Below are 21,295 nucleotides of genomic sequence, written 5' to 3' on the forward strand. Positions count from 1 at the left end.
TTCGATCTCTATTAAGTCATGACATTATGGCAACCCGACCCTGCGCTCATCCGCCGGCCAGCCTATCAATCGCTGGCCGACCAGTTCGCCCGCGCCATTCATGACGGGCGGCTGGCCAATGGCGCGCGGCTGCCAACGCATCGCCGGCTGGCAGACGATTTAAAACTGTCGGTGCAGACGGTCAGCCGCGCTTACGAAGAACTGATCCGGCGCGGCCTGATTTCGGGCGAGATCGGCCGTGGCAGCTTTGTCCAGACGCAGCGCCGCGAACCGGAGCCGCCCTATCTGCCGGAGCGCCTCGGCGAGGTCATCGACCTATCGATCCTGAAGCCGGTCTGCGAGCCGATGCATCTGGAGCGGCTGAAGCAGGCGCTGGGCTGGCTGGCCGAAAACCTGCCATCGAGTTCGGCGCTGTCGTTTCGGCCCAACATGGTGTTTCCGCGCCACCGCGCGGTGGCGGTCGAATGGCTGAAACTGTGCGGGCTTGACGTCTCCGCGCAGAACATCAGCCTGACCAACGGCGCCACTGCTGGGATGACCGTAGCGCTGATGAGCGTGGCGCCGCCGGGCTCGACCGTCGCCACCGAGGCCATCGGCCACCACACGCTGGTGCCGCTGGCGCGCTATCTCGGCTTCAACCTCGAAGGGCTGCCGATCGACGGCAATGGCTTGATCCCCGAGGCGCTGGACGAGGCCTGCCGGCTCACCGACATTCGCGCGGTATTCGTGCAGCCCTCGGTGATCAACCCGACGGCGACGCTGATGGACGCCAGACGGCGCGAAGAGATCGCCGCGGTCGCGCGCAAGCACGACATCGCCATCATCGAGAACGATGTGCTGGGTCCCTTGGTGGAGGACCGGCCGCCGCCTGTCGCGGCCTTTGCACCGGAGCGCACGCTCTACGTCACGTCCTTCACCAAGATCACCGTACCTGGCCTGCGCATCGGCTATCTCGCGGCGCCCGACCGCTATGTCGCCGCCGTTGCCAACCGGCATCTGGTGTCGAACTGGATGGCGACGCCGCTGGTGGCCGAGATCGCCACCAAATGGGTGACCGACGGCACGGCGATGGAACTCGTTCGCTGGCAGCGCGCGGCATTGCGCCGCCGCCAGGACATCGCAGCCGAGGTGCTGGGCGGGGTTGGTTATCGCGCCAGGCGCGACGGGCTGCATGTCTGGTTGCAACTGCCCGCGGACCGTGCCGAGGAAAGCTTCGTCGCCCAGGCCCGCCTGCAAGGCGTGGCGATCGCGCCCGGCACCTCCTTCCGCATCTCGGATGCGCCCTGGCATCCGGCGGTGCGCATCTCGCTCGGCTCGACCACCGAGGGGGAACTGCGCGCCGGCCTCGGCGTTGTCACCAAGTTGCTGCTTGGCGATCCGGAGCATCTGCTGCTCGCAATCTAAGCGGGAATTGCTCTGGAATCATGCAGTGCCGGAAATATTGTCATGATTTTATTTTCCCAATTGACATGATTTGGCGCGTTCCGCATCGTTAAGGGCACAGGCTTCTCCAGCAGGGGAAATTCATTTGTCCTCACCCATCATCAAGGTCGACGCCATTTCGAAGAGCTTCGGCTCGTTCAAGGTACTGGACGGCCTGTCGATGCAGGTCATGCCCGGCGAGAAGCTGGCGCTGATCGGCCCGTCCGGCTCGGGCAAGACGACGATCCTGCGCATCCTGATGACGCTGGAGAAGATCGACGGCGGCCATATCCAGATCGATGGCGAGCAGCTCTACCACATGGAGCGCAACGGCCAGCTGCTGCCCGCCGACGAGCGGCACCTGACCAAGATGCGGCAGAAGATCGGCATGGTCTTCCAGCTGTTCAATCTGTTTCCGCACAAATGCGTCATGGATAACGTCACGCTGGCGCCGATGCTGACCAAGGGCACGCCTCGCGCCGCCGCTGAAAAGCGGGCCATGGAACTGCTCGACATGGTCGGCATGGCTGACAAGGCGAAGTCGATGCCGGCGCAGCTGTCCGGCGGCCAGAAGCAGCGCGTGGCGATTGCCCGTGCGCTGGCATTGTCGCCGAAGATCATGCTGTTCGACGAGGTGACGTCGGCCCTCGATCCGGAGCTGGTCGAGGAGGTGATGAATGTCATGCGCAAGCTCGCCGCAGAGACCGACATGACCATGCTGCTGGTCACCCACGAGATGGGCTTTGCCCACGACTTCGCCGACCGCGTGCTGTTCTTCGACCGCGGCAAGATCGTCGAAGAGGGCAAACCAGACGAGATTTTCCGCCATCCAAAGCAGGAGCGCACGCAAGGCTTCCTGAAGAAGATCATCGCGGCCGGACATCGTGTCTGACCGCTTTGCGGGGCAGAAGACCGCCCCAGACAAAACCAAGAAGACAACAAAGGAGTTGGGAACAATGAAGAAACTTGGCATTCTGGCCGGCGTCGCCGGTCTCGCACTGACGGCGGTGCTCGCCGCGTCGAGCACCGGTTCGGCCGATGACAGCAAGCTCGAGCAATTGAAGGCGCAGGGCTTTGCCCGCGTCGCGATCGCCAACGAGCCGCCCTATACGGCGGTCGCCGCCGACGGCAAAGTTTCGGGTGCGGCGCCCGACGTGGCGCGCGAGGTCTTCAAGCGTCTCGGTGTTGCCGACATCGTCGCTTCGATCTCCGAATATGGCGCGATGATCCCCGGCCTGCAGGCCGGCCGCTTCGACGTCGTCACCGCCGGCCTGTTCATGAAGCCGGAGCGTTGCGCGGCGGTCGTCTATTCCGAGCCGGTGCTGTGCGACGCCGAGGCGATGCTGGTGAAGAAGGGCAATCCGAAGGGCTTCAAGAGCTACGAGGACGTCGCCAAGGACACGTCAGCCACCATTGGCGCGCCCGGTGGCGGCACCGAGGAGAAGCTGGCGCTCAACGCCGGCGTGCCGCGCGAGCGCGTCATCGTCGTGCCGGACGGCCAGAGCGGCCTGAAGATGCTGCAGGACGGTCGCATCGATGCCTATTCGCTTCCCGTCCTGTCGATCAACGACCTCGTCAAGAAAGCCAACGATCCGAACCTCGAAGTCATCGCCCCGGTGGTCGGCGCGCCGGTCTATTGCGACGGCGCCGCCTTCAAGAAAGGCGATGAGGCCCTGCGCGATGCCTTCGATGTCGAGCTCGCCAAGCTGAAGAAATCCGGCGAGTTCGCCAAGATCATCGAGCCCTACGGCTTCTCGGCCGCAGCCGCGATGTCGACCACGCGGGACAAGCTCTGCGCGGCGAAATAGCGCCGTTTTTGCCTTCTCCCTGTTCACGGGGAGAAGGTGGCCCGAAGGGCCGGATGAGGGGCGGCGCCAGGTTCTGAGAATTTAGCGCTGCCCCTCATCTGCCTGCCCGTCCTCCGCAGCAGCTGCGCTGCAGCTTCGGAGGGTGGACTGGCATCTTCTCTCCGTGAACGGGGAGAAGGAAGCTAACCGCCAACGTTGGAACCCGAATGACCCAGTGGTCCGGCTACCTCGGCCTGATATTGCAGGGAGCGCTTGTCACCATCGAGCTGACGCTGATGGGGTCGGTGCTCGCCCTGATCATGGCCTTCCTCGCCGGCATGGGCCGCGTGTCGCGCTTCTTTGCGCTGCGCTGGCTGGCCACCGCCTATATAGAATTCTTCCGCGGCACCTCGATCTTCGTGCAGCTGTTCTTTGCCTATTTCGTGTTGCCGTTGATCGGCCTCGAACTGGCCCCCCTGCAGGCGGGTGTGCTGGCGCTGGGCCTCAATGTCGGCGCCTATGCGGCCGAGGTGGTACGCGGCGCCATCCAGTCGGTCGGCCGCGAACAATATGAGGCCTGCATCGCGCTCAACCTCGGCCGCTGGCAAGGCATGCGCCATGTCATCCTGCCGCAGGCGCTGCTGGTCATGCTGCCGACCTTCGGCAACAATGCCATCGAACTGCTCAAGGCGACCTCCGTGGTGTCGCTGATCTCGCTCGCCGATCTCACCTTTCAGGCGCAGGTCGTGCGCTCGCAGACCGGTAACACGCTGGCGCCGTTCACCACCATCCTGATCATCTATTTCGCCCTGGCGCTGATCATCTCCTGGGGCGTGCGTTCTCTGGAACGCCGCATGGCGCGCGGCCTGGACGGGGTGCGCGTCTGATGGCCAATGCCCTTCTGATAAATTGGGCTTCCTGATGGATTGGGATTGGAACTTCGTTTGGGAAATCCTGCCAACGCTGATCCAGGGCGTGAAGATCACCATCCTGGCGACGCTGCTCGGCTCGGTGCTGGCCGCGATTGTGGGTCTGGGCATCGCGCTGGCGCGACGCTCGCCCAACAAGGTCCTGTCACGCAGCATCGGCTGGGCGGCCGAATTCATCCGCGGCACGCCACTTCTGGTGCAACTTTATTTCATCTTCTATGTCCTGCCGGATTTCGGCATCCTGTTGCCGCCGCTGGTCGCCGGCGTCATCGGGCTCGGCCTGCACTACGGCACCTACACGGCGGAAGTTTATCGCGCCGGCATCGACAACGTGCCGCGCGGCCAGTGGGAGGCGGCCAAGGCCTGCAATCTGAGCGCCACGCAGACCTGGACCAACATCATCATTCCGCAAGCGATCCCACCGATGATCCCGGCTTTGGCCAACTATTTCATCGCCATGTTCAAGGAGACGCCGCTGCTGTCGGCGATCACCGTGCTGGAGCTGATGAACCAGGCCAAGAGCGTCGCCAACACCTATTATCGCTACATCGAGCCGATCACGCTGGTCGGCGCCTTCTTCCTCGTCATCAGCCTCTTCTCGGTCGTGCTGCTGCGCTGGCTGGAACATCGCTACGGCAAGATCGAAAGGTAATTCCCAAGATGAAACCGCTGCCCAAAATCAGGCTGACGCCGACAAGGCCGGCGCTCGACGCGCGTCCGCTGGAAAAGCGCGTCGGCCTGATCATCCTTGCCACCGACCACACCAGCGAACCGGATTTCCGCCGCATGGTGGCGAGCGAGCGGGTCGGCGTCTATGTCGCGCGCATTCCCTACAAGAATCCGACCACACCCGAGAATCTCCGCAAGATGCAGCCCGAGCTGGCGGCGGGTGCTGCCCTCATCCTGCCCGATGAGCCGCTCGACGCGATCTGCTACTCCTGCACCTCGGCCTCGGTGGTGATTGGCGACGCCGAGATCGAGGCGGCGATCCAGTCTGCCAAGCCGGGTGTTCCTGTGGTCACGCCGCCCATGGCAGGCGTGCGCGGGCTGAAGGCGCTGGGTGCCAAGAAGATCAGCATCCTCACCCCTTACACCGTAGAAACCTCCAGACCGATGGCGACGTATTTCGCCGAGCGCGGCTTTGAGATCGTCAGCTTCACCTGCCTCGGCTTCGAGGACGATCGCGAGATGGCGCGCATTGCGCCGGCAGCGATCGCCGACCTGGCTCGTGAGGCGACGAATGCGCAGGCCGATGCACTGTTCGTGTCCTGCACCGCATTGCGCGGAGCGCTCGCGGTTCCCGGGATGGAACAGGCGATCGACCGCCCGGTCGTCACCAGCAATCAGGCCAGCGCCTGGAATTGTTTGCGGTTGTGTGGCGACGGGACGTCGCATCCCGAATTTGGCCGTCTGATGACGCTGCCTTTGCCGCGCGATTGACGATCATGACGACAGTCACCCTTAACGATATTCGTGCCGCCCGGGAGCGAATTGCCGGCAAAATCGAACGCACGCCGACAGGGTTATCTCACAGCCTTTCCGAACGACTGGGCATCCCCGTCCACCTCAAGCTTGAACACCGCCAGACCACCGGCAGCTTCAAGCTGCGCGGCGCCTCGAATGCCATTGCTTCGCTGAGCGCCGAGGAGAAGGCGCGCGGCGTGGTCGCGGCGTCGACCGGCAATCATGGCCGTGCGCTGGCCCATGCCGCGAAGCTCGAAGGCATGCGTGCGGTGATCTGCATGTCGCGACTGGTGCCGGGCAACAAGCTCGACGAAATCCGTCGGCTTGGCGCGGATGTCCGCATCATCGGCAACAGTCAGGACGAGGCGCAGCAGGAGGTCGAACGGCTGGTGGCGCAGGAGGGACTGGTGATGCTGCCGCCCTTCGACCACCCGGCCATCATCGCAGGGCAAGGCACGCTCGGACTGGAGATGATCGAGCAGGTCCCGGATGCCGCTCTCGTCCTGGTGCAACTCTCCGGTGGTGGACTCGCCTCGGGCATCGCCGCCGCCGTCAAGGGCGTCAGCCCCGGGACAAAAATCATCGGCGTTTCGATGGCGCGTGGTGCTGCGATGAAGGCGAGCCTGGATGCCGGTCGCCCGGTCGAGGTGGAAGAACTGCCGACGCTGGCGGATTCGCTCGGCGGCGGCATCGGTCTCGGCAACCGGCTGACCTTCGCCATGTGCCGCGATCTGCTCGACGACGTCATCCTGCTCAGCGAGGACGAGATCGCCGCCGGCATCCGCCATGCCTATGAACAGGAGCGCGAGATCGTCGAAGGCGCCGGCGCGGTCGGCATCGCCGCGCTGCTTGCCGGGAAGGTCAAGGCGACCGGGCCGGTGGTCGTTCTTCTCTCGGGCCGCAATATCGACATGAACACGCATCGCAAGATCGTCTGCGGTGACGCAATCGCGGAGCGCGCGGCATGAAAACTCTCCCACGCCGAATTCCCGCCCACCCCCCTCTGTCCTGCCGGACATCTCCCCCGCAAGGGGGGAGATCGGCAGCTTCGATGCGGTCGCTGTTCTTGCTGCGCTGGAGATTGGCGAAGGCAGGAGTGCAGTCCAATCTCCCCCCTTGCGGGGGAGATGGCCGGCAGGCCAGAGGGGGGGGTGACGGAACACTATCCTTCGCAGTGCGCGCCTTCGCGGAGCGCGTCGCATGAGCCGGATGACGATCCTCACCGAGAAGGAACTGCGCACAATCGTGACGCTCGATCTCGACGCGGTCGCCTGCGTCGAAAACGCTTTCCGCGCGCTCGCCACATTGCCGGTGGCGATGCCGCCGATTCTGCGGTTGGACATTCACGAGCAGCGCGGCGAGGTGGATGTGAAGTCCGCCTATGTGCCTGGAATAGACGGTTTCGCCGTCAAGATAAGCTCCGGCTTCTTCGATAATCCGAAGCTCGGTCTGCCCAGCGGGGGCGGCATGATGGTGTTGCTCTCGGCAAGAACCGGTGTGGTCGAGGCGCTGCTGCTGGACAATGGCTATCTCACAGATGTCCGCACCGCTGCTGCCGGCGCCGTCGCGGCGAAGCATCTGTCGCGGCCGGATTCGTCCGTCGCCGCAATCTTCGGCGCCGGCGTGCAAGCCGGGCTGCAACTCGAAGCACTCATGTTGGTGCGGCCGATCGCCGAGGCACGTATCTGGGCGCGCGATGCGGTCAAGGCGCAGACGGCCGCAGGCGCGCTGCGCGAAAAGCTCGGCATTCTCGTGCGCGCCGAGCCGGATGCAGCCAAAGCAACCATCGGCGCCGACATCATCGTCACCACCACGCCGTCGACCGAGCCGCTGATCAAGGCCGGCTTTGTCGTTGCCGGGCAGCACATCACCGCCATGGGCTCGGATGCCGAACACAAGAACGAGATCGCGCCGGCGATCCTGCGCATGGCCGATCTCTATGTCGCCGACAGCGCCAAGCAGACACGGCGTCTGGGAGAACTGCATCACGCCATCGCATCGGGCGTGATGGGAGCCGATGCCGCGGTCACCGAACTCGGCCAGATCATCGCCGGCGAACGGCACGGAAGGCGCTCACCCAGCGACATCACCATCGCCGACCTCACCGGCACCGGCGTGCAGGATACGGCGATCGCCACGCTCGCTCGCAACCGGGCGCGGGCGGCCAATGCCGGAACCATTTTTGAAAGCTGATGCTGGCCAAAGCGTGATCCGGAAGTGGAACCCGGTTTTTCCCAGAGATCACGTTCAAACAAGAACGACGAGCCTGTTTCCAACAAAGTTGAAACAGGCTCCAGGCCCAACAAACGAGGACCAAGAACAATGCAGCCGAACCTAAAATTCTCGCGTGGCGAATTTGCGGATCGCCTCGCCAAGACGCGAAAAGCCATGGAGGGGAAAGGCGTCGATCTGCTTGTTATCAGCGACCCATCCAACATGGCCTGGCTGACCGGGTATGATGGCTGGTCGTTCTATGTGCATCAGGCGGTGATCGTGCCATCATCGGGCGAGCCGGTCTGGTACGGTCGCGGCCAGGATGCCAATGGCGCCAAGCGCACCGCCTATCTCGCGCATGACAACATCGTCGGCTATGCCGACCACTACGTGCAGTCGACCGAGCGCCACCCGATGGATTTTTTGGCCAGAGTGCTCAGTGATCGCGGCTGGGGCAAGCTGACCATCGGCGTCGAGATGGACAATTACTGGTTCTCGGCTGCCGCCTTCGCCGCGTTGCAGAAGCACCTGCCCAACGCCCGCTTCGTCGACGCGACAGCGCTGGTCAATTGGCAGCGCGCGGTGAAGAGCCCGACTGAAATCGACTATATGCGCAAGGCGGCCCGCATCGTCGAAGCCATGCACCAGCGCATCGTCGACAAGATCCAGGTCGGCATGCGCAAATGCGATCTGGTCGCCGAGATCTACGATGCCGGCACGCGCGGTGTCGATGGCGTCGGCGGCGACTATCCGGCGATCGTGCCGCTGCTGCCGTCGGGCGCCGACGCCTCGGCGCCGCATCTCACCTGGGACGACCAGCCGATGAAGTCGGGCGAGGGCACCTTCTTCGAGATCGCCGGCTGCTACAACCGCTACCATTGCCCGCTGTCGCGCACCGTCTTTCTCGGCAAGCCGACACAGGAATTCCTCGATGCCGAGAAGGCGACACTGGAAGGCATGGAGGCGGGGCTGGCGGCGGCAAAGCCCGGCAATGCCTGTGAGGACATCGCCAACGCCTTTTTCGCCGTGTTGAAGAAATATGGCATCGTCAAGGACAACCGCACCGGCTACTCCATCGGCCTATCCTATCCGCCGGATTGGGGCGAACGCACCATGAGCCTGCGCCCCGGCGACCGCACCGAACTCAAGCCCGGCATGACCTTCCATTTCATGACCGGCCTGTGGCTGGAGACGATGGGACTGGAAATCACCGAATCCATCCTGATCACCGAAACCGGTGTAGAGTGCCTCGCCAATGTACCGCGCAAACTGGTGGTGAAGAATTGAGCCCGATGCCTAGCCTCCGCCCATCTCCGATCGCGCCGACCGTCGATTTCGACAAGGACGGCGTGCAACATGGTTTCCTGCGCCTGCCCTACAGCCGCGACGACTCGGCCTGGGGCTCGGTGATGATCCCGATCTGCGTCATCCGCAACGGCAAGGGGCCGGCCGCGCTGCTCACCGGCGGCAACCATGGCGACGAGTATGAGGGGCCGCTGGCGCTCTACGATCTTGCCCGCACGCTCGATCCCAAACAGGTCAGCGGCACGGTGATCATTGTGCCGGCGATGAACTATCCGGCCTTCCGCGCCGGCACGCGGACGTCGCCGATCGACAAGGGCAATATGAACCGCAGCTTTCCCGGCCGCCCCGACGGCACGGTGACCGAGAAGATCGCCGACTACTTTCAACGCGAACTGCTGCCGCGCGCCGACCTCGTCTTCGATTTCCACTCCGGCGGCAGGACGCTGGATTTCGTGCCCTTCTGTGCCGCGCACACGGTGCCCGACAAGGCACTGGAGCAGAAAGCCTTCGACGCGGTCGCCGCATTCGCGGCTCCGTTCTCGATGCGCATGATCGAGATCGACTCCGTCGGCATGTACGACACGGCGGCGGAGGAAATGGGCAAGGTCTTCGTCAGCACCGAGCTTGGCGGCGGCGGCACCTCGCGCGCACAGACGGTGCGGATTGCGCGGCGCGGCATCAGCAATGTGCTGCGTCATGCCGGCATTGTCGCCGGTGCAGTAGAGAAGAGCCCGACGCAGTGGCTCGACATGCCGTCGGGCGATTGCTTCTCCTTCGCCGAGGACGACGGCATGATCGAAACCATGGTCGATCTCGGCGAGCCTGTGAAAGAAGGCTCGGTGCTGGCGCGCATCCATTCCACCGGCCGCACCGGCATCGCTCCGCAGGAAATCCGGGCAAAAATGTCCGGCATTCTGGCGGCGCGGCATTTCCCCGGCCTGGTCAAAGCCGGTGACTGCGCCGCCGTCCTGGCCGTTTTGGTTTCATCGTGATTTCGCAGAGTACGCCGCGCGAATATCAGTCGGTCTGGATCCAGACCGACTTGGTCTCCAGATACTCGTGCAGATGCTCGATGCCGCCCTCACGGCCATAGCCGGACATCTTCATGCCGCCGAACGGCACCGCCGGGTCGATGGCATGGTACATGTTGACCCAGACCGAGCCGGCCTTGACGCGGCGGGCAAGCTTGTGCGCGGTGCCCAGATGTGTCGTGAAGATGCCGGCGGCCAGGCCATAGGGCGTCGCATTGGCACGCGCCACCGCTTCGTCGAGCGTGTCGAAGGGCATCGCCGAAATCACCGGGCCGAAAATCTCCTCGCGCGCGATGGTCATCTGGTCCGACACGGCGCCGAAGACCGTCGGCGCAATGAAGTTGCCGCCATCGTAGAGCTCGCCGGTCAGCCGCGAGCCGCCGGCGACCAGTTCGGCGCCTTCGTCGCTGCCGGCCCTGATATAGCCCTCCACCTTGGCTGCCTGCCTGGCATTGATGAGCGGTCCGATTTCCGTCTCGGCCTCGATGCCATGGCCGATTCGCAGTCTGCCGGCGAAATCGGCGAGCCGTCGGACGAACTCGTCATGGATTTCGCGCGCCACGAACAGCCGCGAGCCTGCAATGCAGATCTGGCCCGAATGCACGAACACCGCCATCGCCGCGATCGGAACAGCCTTGTCGATGTCGGCGTCGCGGCAGACGATGATCGGCGACTTGCCGCCGAGTTCCAGCGAAACGCGCTTGAGGTTGGCCACGGCTGCCCGCGCAATGGCCTGGCCGGTCAGCGTCGATCCGGTGAAAACGATCTTGTTGACGTCTGGATGTTCGGCGAGCCGCGCACCGGCTTCGGCCCCGGTGCCGGTGACGACGTTGACGACGCCGTCGGGCACGCCGGCTTCCTGCATCAGTTGCGCGATCAGCAGCGGCGTCAGCGACGCATCCTCGGACGGTTTCAGCACGATGGTGCAGCCCGTCGCCAGCGCCGGCGCGATCTTCCAGATCGAGGCGGCGGTCGGCGCGTTCCAGGGAATGATCGCACCAACGACGCCCACCGGCTCGCGCCGGGTGAAGGTGACGATCTCGCCGGGAATCGAATTGTCGATCGTCTCGCCATGCAGCGCCGTCGCCATGCCGGCATAGAAGCGCAGCATGCCGATGACGCGGCGCCGGTTAGCGAGCGTGCGCGTGATCGGCAGCCCCATATCCAGCGTGTCGGAAACGCTGAGCTCTTCCCAATGCGTCTCGAAGAGAACGGCGATCCCGAGCAGCACGCACTGCCGCTCGTAGGGCGAGAATTTGGACCATGGGCCTTCGAAGGCCGCGCGCGCGGCGGCCACCGCCGAGTCGATATCGGCAGCCCCGCCGCGCGGCACTGTCGCCAGCACCTCGCCTGTTGCCGGATTGAGTGCCTGCATGCCCTGGCCGGACTGCGCGGCGACCCACTTGCCGCCAATGAACATCGGTCGGAATTCGCCATGGTACAACGCCGTGGCCTTCGCCTTCGGGTCGAAGTTCAGCGTCATCTCTTCCTCCTCGCAATTCCTTGGCGACTATTACTCCCGCCGCCGACCTCAAACAAGGAAAGCTAAAGGGCGCTCAGATAACCAGGTTGTGCGGGTGACTTCCGATCGCGCCAGCAACAAGAAACAGACAGCCGCTAGAGCATGGTCCCGAAAAGTGGAAACCGGCTTTCGGAAAAGATCGTGCTTCGACAAATGGCATCTAGAAAAATCATCGCGAGTTGTCGGAGCGCGTCGCTAAAAGCTCAATGAGGCAAGCCGATCATTGCCCACGGCGACCGTGATGCCGGCATTGCAGACGAGAGCGCAACAGGCAGTCGCCAGCCGCCACCCAGCGCTCACCCGTGGCCGGATCGATCGTGGCCGTTCCAGCCGGCTTCACCGTGACAGAGGTTTCGCGCGCCGCTTCGCTGCAATCGCTGTTGGATGACTGCTCGCGGAAGCAAGATCGGTCGAGCGGCCTCGCGACGTGCAAACATTGGCAGGATTGATCCGCAACCGACGGTGCCTGGCATCGATCGAGCACGCCGGTCCGTCACTCCGGAAGGCCGGCCTTTCGGAAGCCATCGACGAAATGGTCGAGCGTGGCAGTGTCGCGGAACGGCTCCGTCTCGACCCAGTGGCGGGTGGTGAAATGTGGGTTCGCGACAAGGAACAAGTCGACCTCGGCGCGCGCCTCGTCGATCCGGCCGAGTTGCGCAAGGCTTGCCGCAAGGAAACGGCGCGAGCTTGTCCGATACGTCTCGTCCCGGCGCGTCGTCTCGACCGCGGCTTCATAGTCGCGCGCCGCATATTGCGCCTGGCCGAGCGTCAGGTAGTACCAGCTTGCCGGAAACGGGTTCAGCCGGAACGCCTTGCTGATATAGTCGAGGCCGTCCTCGACGCGCCCGGCCAGGATCGCGATGTCGGACAATGTCGCCCAGGCATCGGCCTCGTTCGGGTCGAGTTCGAACGCCTTGGCAAATCCCACATCCGCCTCGTCGAATCTGCGCTCATAGGCAAGCAGGTTGGCAAGCACCCAGTGGCAGCCGGCATCGTTGGGATCGATCGCCACAGCCTTGCGCGCCAGTTCCAGGGCAAGGCCGCGGGCAGGCTCAATGGGCTCTCCCCAATGCACCCATCCCATCCAGTGGTTCATGGCAAGCCAGCGATAGGCTTCGGCATAGTCCGGATCGAGCGCAAGCGCGCGCGTCAGCAACAGATGCGCTTCGCGCGCCGTCTCCGGCGAGACGTCGATCAAGTTGCGGGCTCGCACGCACAGATCGTAGGCCTCGAGATTTCGGGGCCGGTTGCGCGGCAGCGGCGCGCGCAGCCGGCCAAGCAGCGCCTCGACGATCTTGGCCGTCACCTCGTCCTGAACGGCAAAAATATCCTCCAGGCCGCGATCGAAGCGGTCTGCCCACAAATGCTCGCCGCTCAGCGCGTCGACCAGCTGGGCGTTGATGCGCACGCGCCCGGCGGCGCGTCTGGCGCTGCCCTCCAAGAGATAGCGCACGCCAAGTTCTCTGGCGACCTCGCGCACATCCACCGCCTTGCCCTTGTAGGCAAAGGTCGAGTTGCGCGCGATGACGAACAGGCCGCCGATCCTCGACAGGTCGGTGATCAGGTCTTCGCTCAACCCGTCGGCAAAGGCTTCCTGCTCGGGGTCGTTGCTGAAATTGGCAAAGGGCAGCACGGCTATCGACGGTTTGGCGGGCAGCGGCAAAGCCTGTCGCTTCTCGTCGCCGAGCTGTTCGATGGCGCCGGCGAAGCGATAGCCGACGCGCGGAACGGTCGATATCCATTCTCCGCCGTTCGTGGCCGGACCCAGCAGCTTGCGCAATTGCGCAATTTGGACGGTGAGGTTGCCTTCCTCAACGGCGGTGCCTGGCCATGCCGCATCCATCAACTCGGCCTTGGCCACGATCTCGCCGGGCCGGGCGACGAGCGCCGCCAGCAGCTGCAGTCCGCGGTGGCCGGCGGCGACGGGAACTTGGTCCCGAAGGAGCGTTCCCGCACCCGGATCGAGCACGAACGGACCAAAGGCAAAGCGCGATCCCTGCATAACGCGCATCTATAGAGCAATTCCAGGAAAGGTGTGAAGGCGGTTTTCCCACGGGAAAGCGCAGAGCGCTTCACGGACGTATGGCGTCAAAACAAAGAGTTGAGCACCTCGTCGTTTCGATAAATCGGCGAGGTGCTCTAACTGCTTTGGAACTTTTGAGAACTATTTGGCCGCGCTTAATTACGGCGCCGTCCGCATGCGGCAGAATTCAACCTCTTTCAAGCCGAGGGCTGTCGCCCCTCAAACCGAATGGAGGTTGCCATGAACGATACCCTTGCTTCTGCTCGTGCAGCCTTGCCGGAAAAGGCGGTGTCATCGGGCCGGCGTCCGACGGGCCCGCGGGGCATGATCGCGGCCTGGCGCGAGCGGATACGCTTTCGCTGGGACCTCAAGCAGATGGCGGAGGCCAATCCGCACCTGATCGACGATATCGGTCTGACCAGACGCCAGGTCGAGGCCGAAATCGTCAAACGCTTCTGGCAAGTGTGAGCTGATGTCGCGGATAAGACCCGCCCGCCTGTTTGGGCGTACCGCGGCGTTTTGCCGGCATTTGCACTTGCCGGAACGTGCCGATCCTGCTTCGAAGTCGGCATGAGCGCCGAAGACGCGACGTCACCGCCGGAGAACCACATCGCATGGGCCGCGATGGCCGGCATCATCGCGACAGTTACGGTGTTCGCCATAGCACAGGGGCTGACCTATCCGCTGCTCAGCTTCATCCTGGAACGGCAAGGGACGACACCGGGCCTTATCGGCCTCTCGGCCGCGATGACGCCTCTGGGTTTCATTATATCGTCGCTCTTCACGCCGGCGCTGGTCCGGCGGGTGGGCGCGGCGCGCTTTGCGGTTGTGTGTTCGATCCTGGCAGCAACCGTCCTGATCGCGATTGCCTGGACGCAGGATGTATGGGCCTGGATGCCGTTGCGCTTCCTGCTCGGCTTCTTTGCCAATCCGCTTTACGTGATCAGTGAAACCTGGCTGGTCTCGATCACACCCGCCGCACGCCGAGGCCGCATCATGGGCCTATACTCCTCCATCGTTTCCGCCGGCTTTGGCCTCGGCCCGCTGTCGCTAGGCTTGGTCGGCACGCAAGGATGGCCACCATTCATCATCGGCAGCGCGGCCTTCCTTGTCTGCGGCCTGATCGTGCTTGCCGTCGCGCCACGCCTGCCCGACATGCCGCGTGAGGGCGAAGCGGTGTCGGTCGGCGGCTTCTTCGCGCTGGCGCCGCTGCTCTTGTTCGCAGTCTTCACGGCTGCCGCCTTCGAGCAAGTCCTGCTTTCGCTGTTCGCGGTCTATGGTGCCGCGCTCGGCAGCACTGAGCAGCGCATCGCTTCGCTCATCACCTGTTTCATCGCCGGCAATGCCGTGCTGCAGGTCGTGCTTGGGCGCGCCGCCGAACGGTTTGGCTCGAAGCCGATGATGCTGTTCTGTGTCCTGGCTTGCCTGGCCGGTTGTTTGCTGTTGCCGTTGCTCTTCGCTACATGGCTTGTCTGGCCGCTCTTCTTCGTCTGGGGCGGGGTCTCGTTCGGGATCTACACGCTGTCGCTGATCCAGCTCGGCGAGCGTTTCACCGGTCAAGCCTTGATCGCCGGCAATGCCGCCTTCGCGTTCGTATGGGGGGTAGGCGGCATCGTCGGCTCACCCGTGGCCGGGCTGGCGATGCAACTGACCGGACATCAGGGACTGCCATTGTCGCTTGGCCTGCTGTGCTGCGTGCTGGTGGTGTTTCTGCTGGCGGAGTTACGGCGGGTTGACCGCGTTCAGGCGTAAGGCGTGCCTACCATTGCGGCCTTCAGGCCGATGCTGCCCTTGTCGACAATAGCGAGAAAGGCCGGACCCGCCTCGTCGCCGTCCTGGGTTTCTCGAAGCGTCCGATCCGCCTCGATGAACGCCACGGCCGCCAGGCGGGTGTCGGGGTCTGCAGCTTACGCCCGCCGCCTTCGGATAGTGCCACCATTAGGATATCCCAGCTCGTCGCGTTCGCTCTCGCTCGCGCCGACGCCGGCCCAGTCCGGACCAGCAATGTCTTCAGCTGCCATGTCTTCAAACCTCGATGTCAGGCGAAAACGCGGCCGCCGTAGAAACTCGGCGGCCGCCAATGGCGACGCTATATTCGCCCGAGAACAACCAGAATGATCACGATGATCAGCACCAGCCCGAGGCCACCGCCGCCATAGTAACCAGTGCCGTAGAACGGGCCGCCGCCGAGGCCGCTGAAGCCGCCGAGCAACGCGATGATCAGGATGATAATAAGAATGGTACCCAGGCCCATATGCCGTCTCCTTCGCTGCCGCGCCGTTCACGGCGCGGCTCGAAGAACTAAACTCCCAGCAAGCCTTCCTGTTCCCCGGCGATTTTCATCCGACGGCTAAGGAACGAAAGCCATCATGACGGCGTTTGCTGAGGTTCAGGCGCAAGCTGCGCGTGCATCGCGCGCCAGGCGGCGCGTAGAATTCAGAATTTACGCGGGATTGCCCTTTAGGCGGCCGGCCGCTCCTCCACCTGAACGCGCGGCAGGCGTGACGCCGGGCTTACGCTGGAAGGCGGGCTGAAACGTGTCGTCATCTGAAGCCGAATTGGTCGACGACGAGTTTTGGCCCCGCACCATTCCCAGTCGAGCTGAACCGGCAGCAGCTCACGTCGCCTTGCCGGCCGGCGCGCCTATGTCTTCCTCGGCAATATCGTCGAACGATGCGTAGTTCATGTTGTAGAGCCTGGCATAGAGGCCCTTGGCCGCCATCAGCTGCTCGTGATTTCCGCTCTCGACGATCTCGCCGTTCTGTAAGACGATGATGCGGTCGGCGCCGCGTATGGTCGCCAGCCGGTGCGCGATGACCAGCCCGGTGCGGCCTTCCAGCAGCGTGACCAGTGCCTTCTGGATCAGCATCTCGGTGTAGGAATCGATGCTCGCCGTCGCCTCGTCCAGCACCAGGATTTTCGCATCCGCCACCAGTGCGCGTGCAAAGCTGATCAGCTGGCGCTGGCCGAGGGACAGATTGCCGCCGCGCTGTTCGAGCTCGGTGTCGTAGCCGTCAGGCAAATGCTCGATGAAGTCGTGCGCGCCAACGGCTTGCGCGGCGCGCACAACCTCTTCGCTGGTAGCCGATGTCTTGTGGTAGCGGATGTTCTCCAGCACCGTGCCGGAAAACAGGAACGGCTCCTGCAGCACCATCGCCACCTGATCGCCGAGCGAATCCTGCGTCACGTCGCGCACATCGTGGCCGCCGACCCGCACCTCGCCCGACCAGACGTCGTAGAAGCGGTGCACCAGCGCCATGCAGCTCGACTTGCCCGAACCGGTGGGGCCGACAAGCGCAACCGTCTCGCCCGGATTGACGCGGAAGGAGATGTTTTTCAGCACCGGCTGGTTCTGCCGGTAGCCGAAGGTGACGTTCCTGAACTCGACCGAACCGTCCATGTCGCGCGTCAGCGTCACCGCGCCCTGTCTGTCGCTGACGTCGACCGGTACGTCGAGCACTTCGGAGATGCGTTGGCCCGACGCCATGGCGCGCTGCATGACCGAGTACTGCATGGTGAGCGAGCGGATCGGGTCGAAGAAGCGCTGGATATAGAACAGGAACGCCACCATGACGCCGATGTCGAGGCTGTGCGACAGCACCATCGAGCCGCCGACGACGATCACGGTTGCCATCGCAATGCCGGTCAGCGTGTCGACGATCGGCACCATCACCTGCGCATATTTGGCCGAGGTCAGGTGAGCCCTGAGATTGGCCAGCACCTTCTCGTCATAAAGGTCGAAATTGACGTGCTGGCGCTCCAGGCTCTGCACCGTGCGAACGCCATGGATGCCTTCGGCCAGCGCGCCATTGGCGATCGAGTTGGTCTCATGCGCGGCCATGAAGGCGATCTTGGCGCGCGGCAGCCAGAACAGGCGCACGATGAACAACGCCGGCATGGTCGACAGCGTCAGCAGACCGAGCCGGAAATCGAGCCACAACAGAACGCTGACGATGCCGAACAGCAGCACGATGTCGCCCACCGACATCACCGAGGTCTCGAGGAATTCCTGCATGGAATTGACGTCGCCCTGCAGGCGCGACATCAGCCGGCCCACCTCGGTCTTGTCCATGAAGCCCAGCGAGACGCGCTGCAGATGGCTGAACATGGCGCGGCGCAAATCCGACAGCACATTCTCGGCCACCTTGCCGACGACGCTTTCCTGGACATAGCTGGCGGCATAGTTGATCAGGATGATCAGGGCGAAGGCACCGATCGCCCAGTTCATGACGGAGCTGTCGGCCTTGCCCGCCGCCATGCCGTGGTCGATGGCGTAACGGATGACCAGCGGGATCGCCAATTGCGTCAGAGTGAACACCAAAACGGCGGCCACCGAGATGAAGATCCGGCCCTGATACGGTCTCACGAAGCTCCAGATGCGGCGCACGATGCGCGGATCGTAGACCTTGCCGAAGACCTCTTCCTCGTCGCGGTGCGAACCGACGACGGCCCTGGTGGGCCGCCGGCTGGTGTCTTCTTTTTCGTCGTGACCCGGTGTCGACATTATGCGGCTCCCACCGCCACCGGCAAATCGTCGTCCGGCCGCAGCTGCAGGTCGTAAAGCGCGCGGTAGCGACCACCCAGCGCCAGCAATTCCTGGTGCGTGCCGCGCTCGGCGATGCGGCCATTCTCGATGAACAGGATCTGGTCGGCATGCATCAGCGAACTCAGCCGGTGCGAGATGATCAGCGTCACGCGGTCCTTGGCGAAGCGCTTCATCGCGGTGCGGATTCGCTGCTCGGTGCCGGCGTCGACAGCCGCGGTGGAATCGTCGAAGACCAGCACCGAAGGCCGCAGCATCAGGGTGCGGGCGATGGTCAGGCGCTGCCGCTGGCCCCCGGAAAGCGATGACCCGCGCTCGCCCACGACCGTGGTGTAGCCGGCCGGAAGCCCGATGATGTAATTGTGCAGCTGGGCGTATTCAGCCGCCTGCCCGATGCGGGTCTCGCGCGCCCACGGATTGCCATAGGCGATGTTGTTTTCGATCGAGGTGGTGAACAGGAAAGCGTCCTGCTGCACGACGCCGACCGCCTTGCGCAGCGATTGCAGCGTGACCTCGCGTATATCCTGCCCGTCGATGGTGATCGCGCCTGACCTCACATCGTAGAAGCGCGGGATCAGATGCGCGATGGTCGACTTGCCGCTGCCCGGCGGGCCGACAATGCCGACGGTCTCGCCGGACCTGGCCTCGAAGGAAATGCCCGACAGCGCCGGCCGGCCGCCGGCGCCCGCGTAGCGGAAGCCGACATTGTCGAAGCGCAGCACGCCTTCGCTGACCACGAGATCCTTGGCATCGGGCGCATCCTCGATGTCAAGTTCGGCGTCGAGCAGCTCGAACAGCCTTGTGCCGCAGGTCGAGGCGCGGGCGAACGAGTTGACCATCAGCCCGAGCTGGCGCACCGGCATCTGCAGGATGGTCATGAAGGTGAGGAACTGCGCCAGCGTGCCGACGCTGATCTGGCCCGCGATCACCTTCTGGCCACCGAACCACAGCACCAGGCCCATGGCCGCCAGGAAGGAAAAATTCATGGCGCTGGTGTTGGAGACGCGGATGTCGACGCGCTGGTCGGCAAGCTCCAGCGCCGACTTCTTGGCGCGGTCGAATTTTTCCAGCTCATGCCGCTGCGCCGCAAAGGCGCGCACGACGCGGATTCCGCCGAGGTTCTCGTCCATCACCCGGCTCAGCACCGACAGCCGCTCCTGCAGCGTCAGCCAGGTGCTGCGCAGCCTGAGCTGTGTGACCGAGGAGCGCCAGGCGACGAACGGCACGAAACTCAGACTGAGCAGCCCGAGCTCGAGATCGGTGCTGATCAGGAGATAGGAGCCGACGCCGATCAGCACGCCGAGCAGCACCACGCGCAATATGCCGGTGGAAAAGAACATGCGCACGCCGTCGAGGTCGAGCAGGCCAAGCGTGATCAGGTCGCCGGTATGCACCCGGTCATGGAAGGAAAAGCTCAGCCGCTGGATCTTTTCGTAGAAAGCCAGGCGCAGCTCATAGCCGGTGCGGTGGCCGACGGCCTCGCCGTAATAATTCTGCGCCATCGTGAAGAGGCCGCGCAGGATGCTGACGACGAGCAAGGTGATCGCCGTCGTCCACAGCGCCTGCTCAGCCGCCGCGCCGCCGCCTCCAGCCATCACGCCTTGCGCCTGGTCGATGGCGTGGCCCAGCAGGCGCGGGATGAACAGCTGCAGCGTCGCGGCGATGAAAGTCGAGGCGATGGTGATCGCAACTTGCCAAGGATGGCGCAGCGTCATGCGCACGATGCGCAGCAGCGTGCTGAGGCCCTTGCCCCAGGACGCCTCCGCCACATGGGCAAACGATTTGCCGCGCTTCGCCGCGCCGCTGGTTGCGTCCCTTGCCAAGGAAATATCCAATCCGGTCCGGACATTAGCCCAGACGAATGAAAACAGACTCAGTTTCAGATACCGCGATCGTACGCCTCGATTTTGACCGTTCAAGGGCCAATGGCGGTATCGCACTGTGCCTGAAAGGGGCTGATCGTCCGCGACCGCTTAAGCCCGTGTCGGCGTTAGAGGCGGCAGGCTCGTCACTTTAGGCCGATTGAAAAGATGCGAGCATGTGGGTTGCGCCAACCGCCATCATGCGTGACCTCGGCCAATGTGATCGGCTGCGGGACCGAGCGCAGTGAGCAGCGCCTTGCCGCTTTCCAGCGTCGCATTCTCATGCGGCGCGCGCAGGTTGAGCCAGCGTTTGTCGCCGGAGCGCACCGCCAGCACGGCCTTCATTGCCGGGATCAGGCCTGCATCCTGGATCACCTTGCGGAACGCCCTGATCGCGGCGTCCGCTTCCCTGACGTCTTGGCCAGCGATCGTCGCGTCGTAGAGGGCGCGGATGGCCGCAGCGTTGAGATTGACGGTCGCGGAGATACAGCCCGCAGCACCACTGGCGAGCCCCTTGGTCAGTTGCGCCTCCGAGCTGGGGAACACCGCGACGTCGGGTGCGGCGGCAATCACCGCCGCCGTGTTGTTCCAGTCGCCGGCGCTATCCTTGTAGGCGACGACCGTCTCTGGAAACGCCGCGCTCAACCGGGCGGTCAGGGCAGGGCTTACCGGCGCGCCGGAGTTCTGCGGGATGTGGTAGAGGATCATCTTCAGCGCCGGGTTGGCCACCCTTTCGATCAGCTCGCTGTAGTAGCGCGCCTGGCCATCGTCCCCGGCGGCCGTGTAGAAGAACGATGGCAGCACCATCACGGCGGCGCAGCCGAGGCCGACCGCGTGCTTCGACAGTTCGACGGTTTCGGGCAGTGCGGTGACGCCGGTGCCGGGCATCATGCGCCCCGGCGAAATGCCTGATGCAACCAGCCATTCCAGCGCCTGCATGCGCTCGTTGAGCGAGAGCGACAGTGCCTCGCCCGTGGTGCCGAACGGCGACAGGAAATGCGCGCCCTGGCCCAGCACCCATTTGGCATGTGAGATCCACAGGTCACGGGCAATGCGGCCATCGTTCTCGAACGGCGTCAGGATCGGGGCGATGGTTCCTTGCGGGCGGGGCATGTCGGTCCTTCCATCGGTGCTGGAAATCAGCTTGGCATAGAGCATACGTGCGATGCGATCTGCCAGAGGCGATCTCTTGG

The 21,295-nt window shown here is 64.1% G+C and carries 19 protein-coding genes; 12 read left to right on the forward strand and 7 right to left on the reverse strand.

Features of this window, described 5'->3' with window-relative positions:
- Positions 1–18 precede the first annotated feature (18 nt).
- The 10 genes from ehuR (at position 19) to doeB (ending at position 10,113) form a co-directional block, all read left to right on the forward strand.
- Positions 19–1,404, forward strand: coding sequence for a MocR-like ectoine utilization transcription factor EhuR (ehuR, locus tag ACYG9V_RS10350; protein WP_352762862.1), 1,386 nt, complete (start codon positions 19–21; stop codon positions 1,402–1,404).
- Positions 1,405–1,528: 124 nt separating this feature from the next.
- Positions 1,529–2,314 (forward strand): ectoine/hydroxyectoine ABC transporter ATP-binding protein EhuA, encoded by a 786-nt coding sequence (gene ehuA, locus ACYG9V_RS10355; RefSeq protein WP_023682675.1) that lies wholly within the window; start codon positions 1,529–1,531, stop codon positions 2,312–2,314.
- Between the two features lie 64 nt (positions 2,315–2,378).
- Positions 2,379–3,230 (forward strand): ectoine/hydroxyectoine ABC transporter substrate-binding protein EhuB, encoded by an 852-nt coding sequence (gene ehuB / locus ACYG9V_RS10360; protein ID WP_023682674.1) that lies wholly within the window; start codon positions 2,379–2,381, stop codon positions 3,228–3,230.
- Positions 3,231–3,436: 206 nt separating this feature from the next.
- Positions 3,437–4,096, forward strand: a complete 660-nt coding sequence (gene ehuC / locus ACYG9V_RS10365; RefSeq protein ID WP_023732235.1) for an ectoine/hydroxyectoine ABC transporter permease subunit EhuC — start codon at positions 3,437–3,439, stop codon at positions 4,094–4,096.
- A gap of 34 nt (positions 4,097–4,130) precedes the next feature.
- Entirely contained in the window at positions 4,131–4,790 is a 660-nt protein-coding gene (gene ehuD / locus ACYG9V_RS10370; protein ID WP_023729203.1) for an ectoine/hydroxyectoine ABC transporter permease subunit EhuD, read from the forward strand.
- Between the two features lie 8 nt (positions 4,791–4,798).
- Positions 4,799–5,578, forward strand: a complete 780-nt coding sequence (gene eutA, locus ACYG9V_RS10375; RefSeq protein WP_352762860.1) for an ectoine utilization protein EutA — start codon at positions 4,799–4,801, stop codon at positions 5,576–5,578.
- A 5-nt stretch (positions 5,579–5,583) separates the two neighbouring features.
- A complete protein-coding gene (gene eutB / locus ACYG9V_RS10380) occupies positions 5,584–6,570 on the forward strand; it encodes a hydroxyectoine utilization dehydratase EutB (protein WP_023753988.1) in 987 nt (328 codons plus the stop codon).
- A 232-nt stretch (positions 6,571–6,802) separates the two neighbouring features.
- Positions 6,803–7,795 carry a cyclodeaminase gene (locus tag ACYG9V_RS10385; protein ID WP_352762858.1) on the forward strand — a complete coding sequence of 331 codons (993 nt, stop codon included), beginning with the start codon at positions 6,803–6,805 and terminating at the stop codon, positions 7,793–7,795.
- Positions 7,796–7,924: 129 nt separating this feature from the next.
- On the forward strand, positions 7,925–9,103 hold the full coding sequence (gene doeA / locus ACYG9V_RS10390) for an ectoine hydrolase DoeA (protein ID WP_352762856.1): 1,179 nt from the start codon (positions 7,925–7,927) through the stop codon (positions 9,101–9,103).
- Positions 9,104–9,108: 5 nt separating this feature from the next.
- The gene (gene doeB, locus ACYG9V_RS10395) at positions 9,109–10,113 is read left to right on the forward strand and encodes a N(2)-acetyl-L-2,4-diaminobutanoate deacetylase DoeB (RefSeq protein ID WP_352762854.1); all 1,005 of its coding nucleotides are present in this window, start codon (positions 9,109–9,111) and stop codon (positions 10,111–10,113) included.
- A 25-nt stretch (positions 10,114–10,138) separates the two neighbouring features.
- On the opposite strand, the gene ACYG9V_RS10400 is transcribed toward doeB, so the two are convergent.
- Together ACYG9V_RS10400 and ACYG9V_RS10405 are read right to left on the reverse strand one after the other, a co-directional pair.
- Positions 10,139–11,635 carry an aldehyde dehydrogenase family protein gene (locus ACYG9V_RS10400; RefSeq protein ID WP_352762852.1) on the reverse strand — a complete coding sequence of 499 codons (1,497 nt, stop codon included), beginning with the start codon at positions 11,633–11,635 and terminating at the stop codon, positions 10,139–10,141.
- A 532-nt stretch (positions 11,636–12,167) separates the two neighbouring features.
- Positions 12,168–13,685 (reverse strand): winged helix-turn-helix domain-containing tetratricopeptide repeat protein, encoded by a 1,518-nt coding sequence (locus ACYG9V_RS10405; RefSeq protein ID WP_352762849.1) that lies wholly within the window; start codon positions 13,683–13,685, stop codon positions 12,168–12,170.
- A 252-nt stretch (positions 13,686–13,937) separates the two neighbouring features.
- Between ACYG9V_RS10405 and ACYG9V_RS10410 the strand changes: the two genes are divergently transcribed.
- Entirely contained in the window at positions 13,938–14,165 is a 228-nt protein-coding gene (locus ACYG9V_RS10410; RefSeq protein WP_023692229.1) for a DUF1127 domain-containing protein, read from the forward strand.
- A gap of 102 nt (positions 14,166–14,267) precedes the next feature.
- The gene (locus tag ACYG9V_RS10415; RefSeq protein ID WP_023704772.1) at positions 14,268–15,449 is read left to right on the forward strand and encodes an MFS transporter; all 1,182 of its coding nucleotides are present in this window, start codon (positions 14,268–14,270) and stop codon (positions 15,447–15,449) included.
- On the opposite strand, the gene ACYG9V_RS10420 is transcribed toward ACYG9V_RS10415, so the two are convergent.
- The 5 genes from ACYG9V_RS10420 to ACYG9V_RS10440 form a co-directional block, all read right to left on the reverse strand.
- On the reverse strand, positions 15,440–15,574 hold the full coding sequence (locus ACYG9V_RS10420; RefSeq protein ID WP_352762602.1) for a hypothetical protein: 135 nt from the start codon (positions 15,572–15,574) through the stop codon (positions 15,440–15,442). The two genes, ACYG9V_RS10415 and ACYG9V_RS10420, sit on opposite strands and share 10 nt — an antisense overlap.
- 212 nt (positions 15,575–15,786) lie before the next feature.
- A complete protein-coding gene (locus tag ACYG9V_RS10425; RefSeq protein ID WP_023667887.1) occupies positions 15,787–15,951 on the reverse strand; it encodes a DUF3309 family protein in 165 nt (54 codons plus the stop codon).
- 363 nt (positions 15,952–16,314) lie between these two features.
- Positions 16,315–18,201, reverse strand: a complete 1,887-nt coding sequence (locus tag ACYG9V_RS10430; RefSeq protein WP_023667888.1) for an ABC transporter ATP-binding protein — start codon at positions 18,199–18,201, stop codon at positions 16,315–16,317.
- On the reverse strand, positions 18,201–20,063 hold the full coding sequence (locus ACYG9V_RS10435; protein ID WP_027050144.1) for an ABC transporter ATP-binding protein: 1,863 nt from the start codon (positions 20,061–20,063) through the stop codon (positions 18,201–18,203). Before ACYG9V_RS10435 ends, ACYG9V_RS10430 begins: the two co-directional genes overlap by 1 nt.
- A gap of 237 nt (positions 20,064–20,300) precedes the next feature.
- The gene (locus ACYG9V_RS10440; RefSeq protein ID WP_352762847.1) at positions 20,301–21,215 is read right to left on the reverse strand and encodes a dihydrodipicolinate synthase family protein; all 915 of its coding nucleotides are present in this window, start codon (positions 21,213–21,215) and stop codon (positions 20,301–20,303) included.
- Between the last annotated feature and the right edge of the window lie 80 nt (positions 21,216–21,295).

The organism is Mesorhizobium sp. W016, assembly GCF_054719485.1.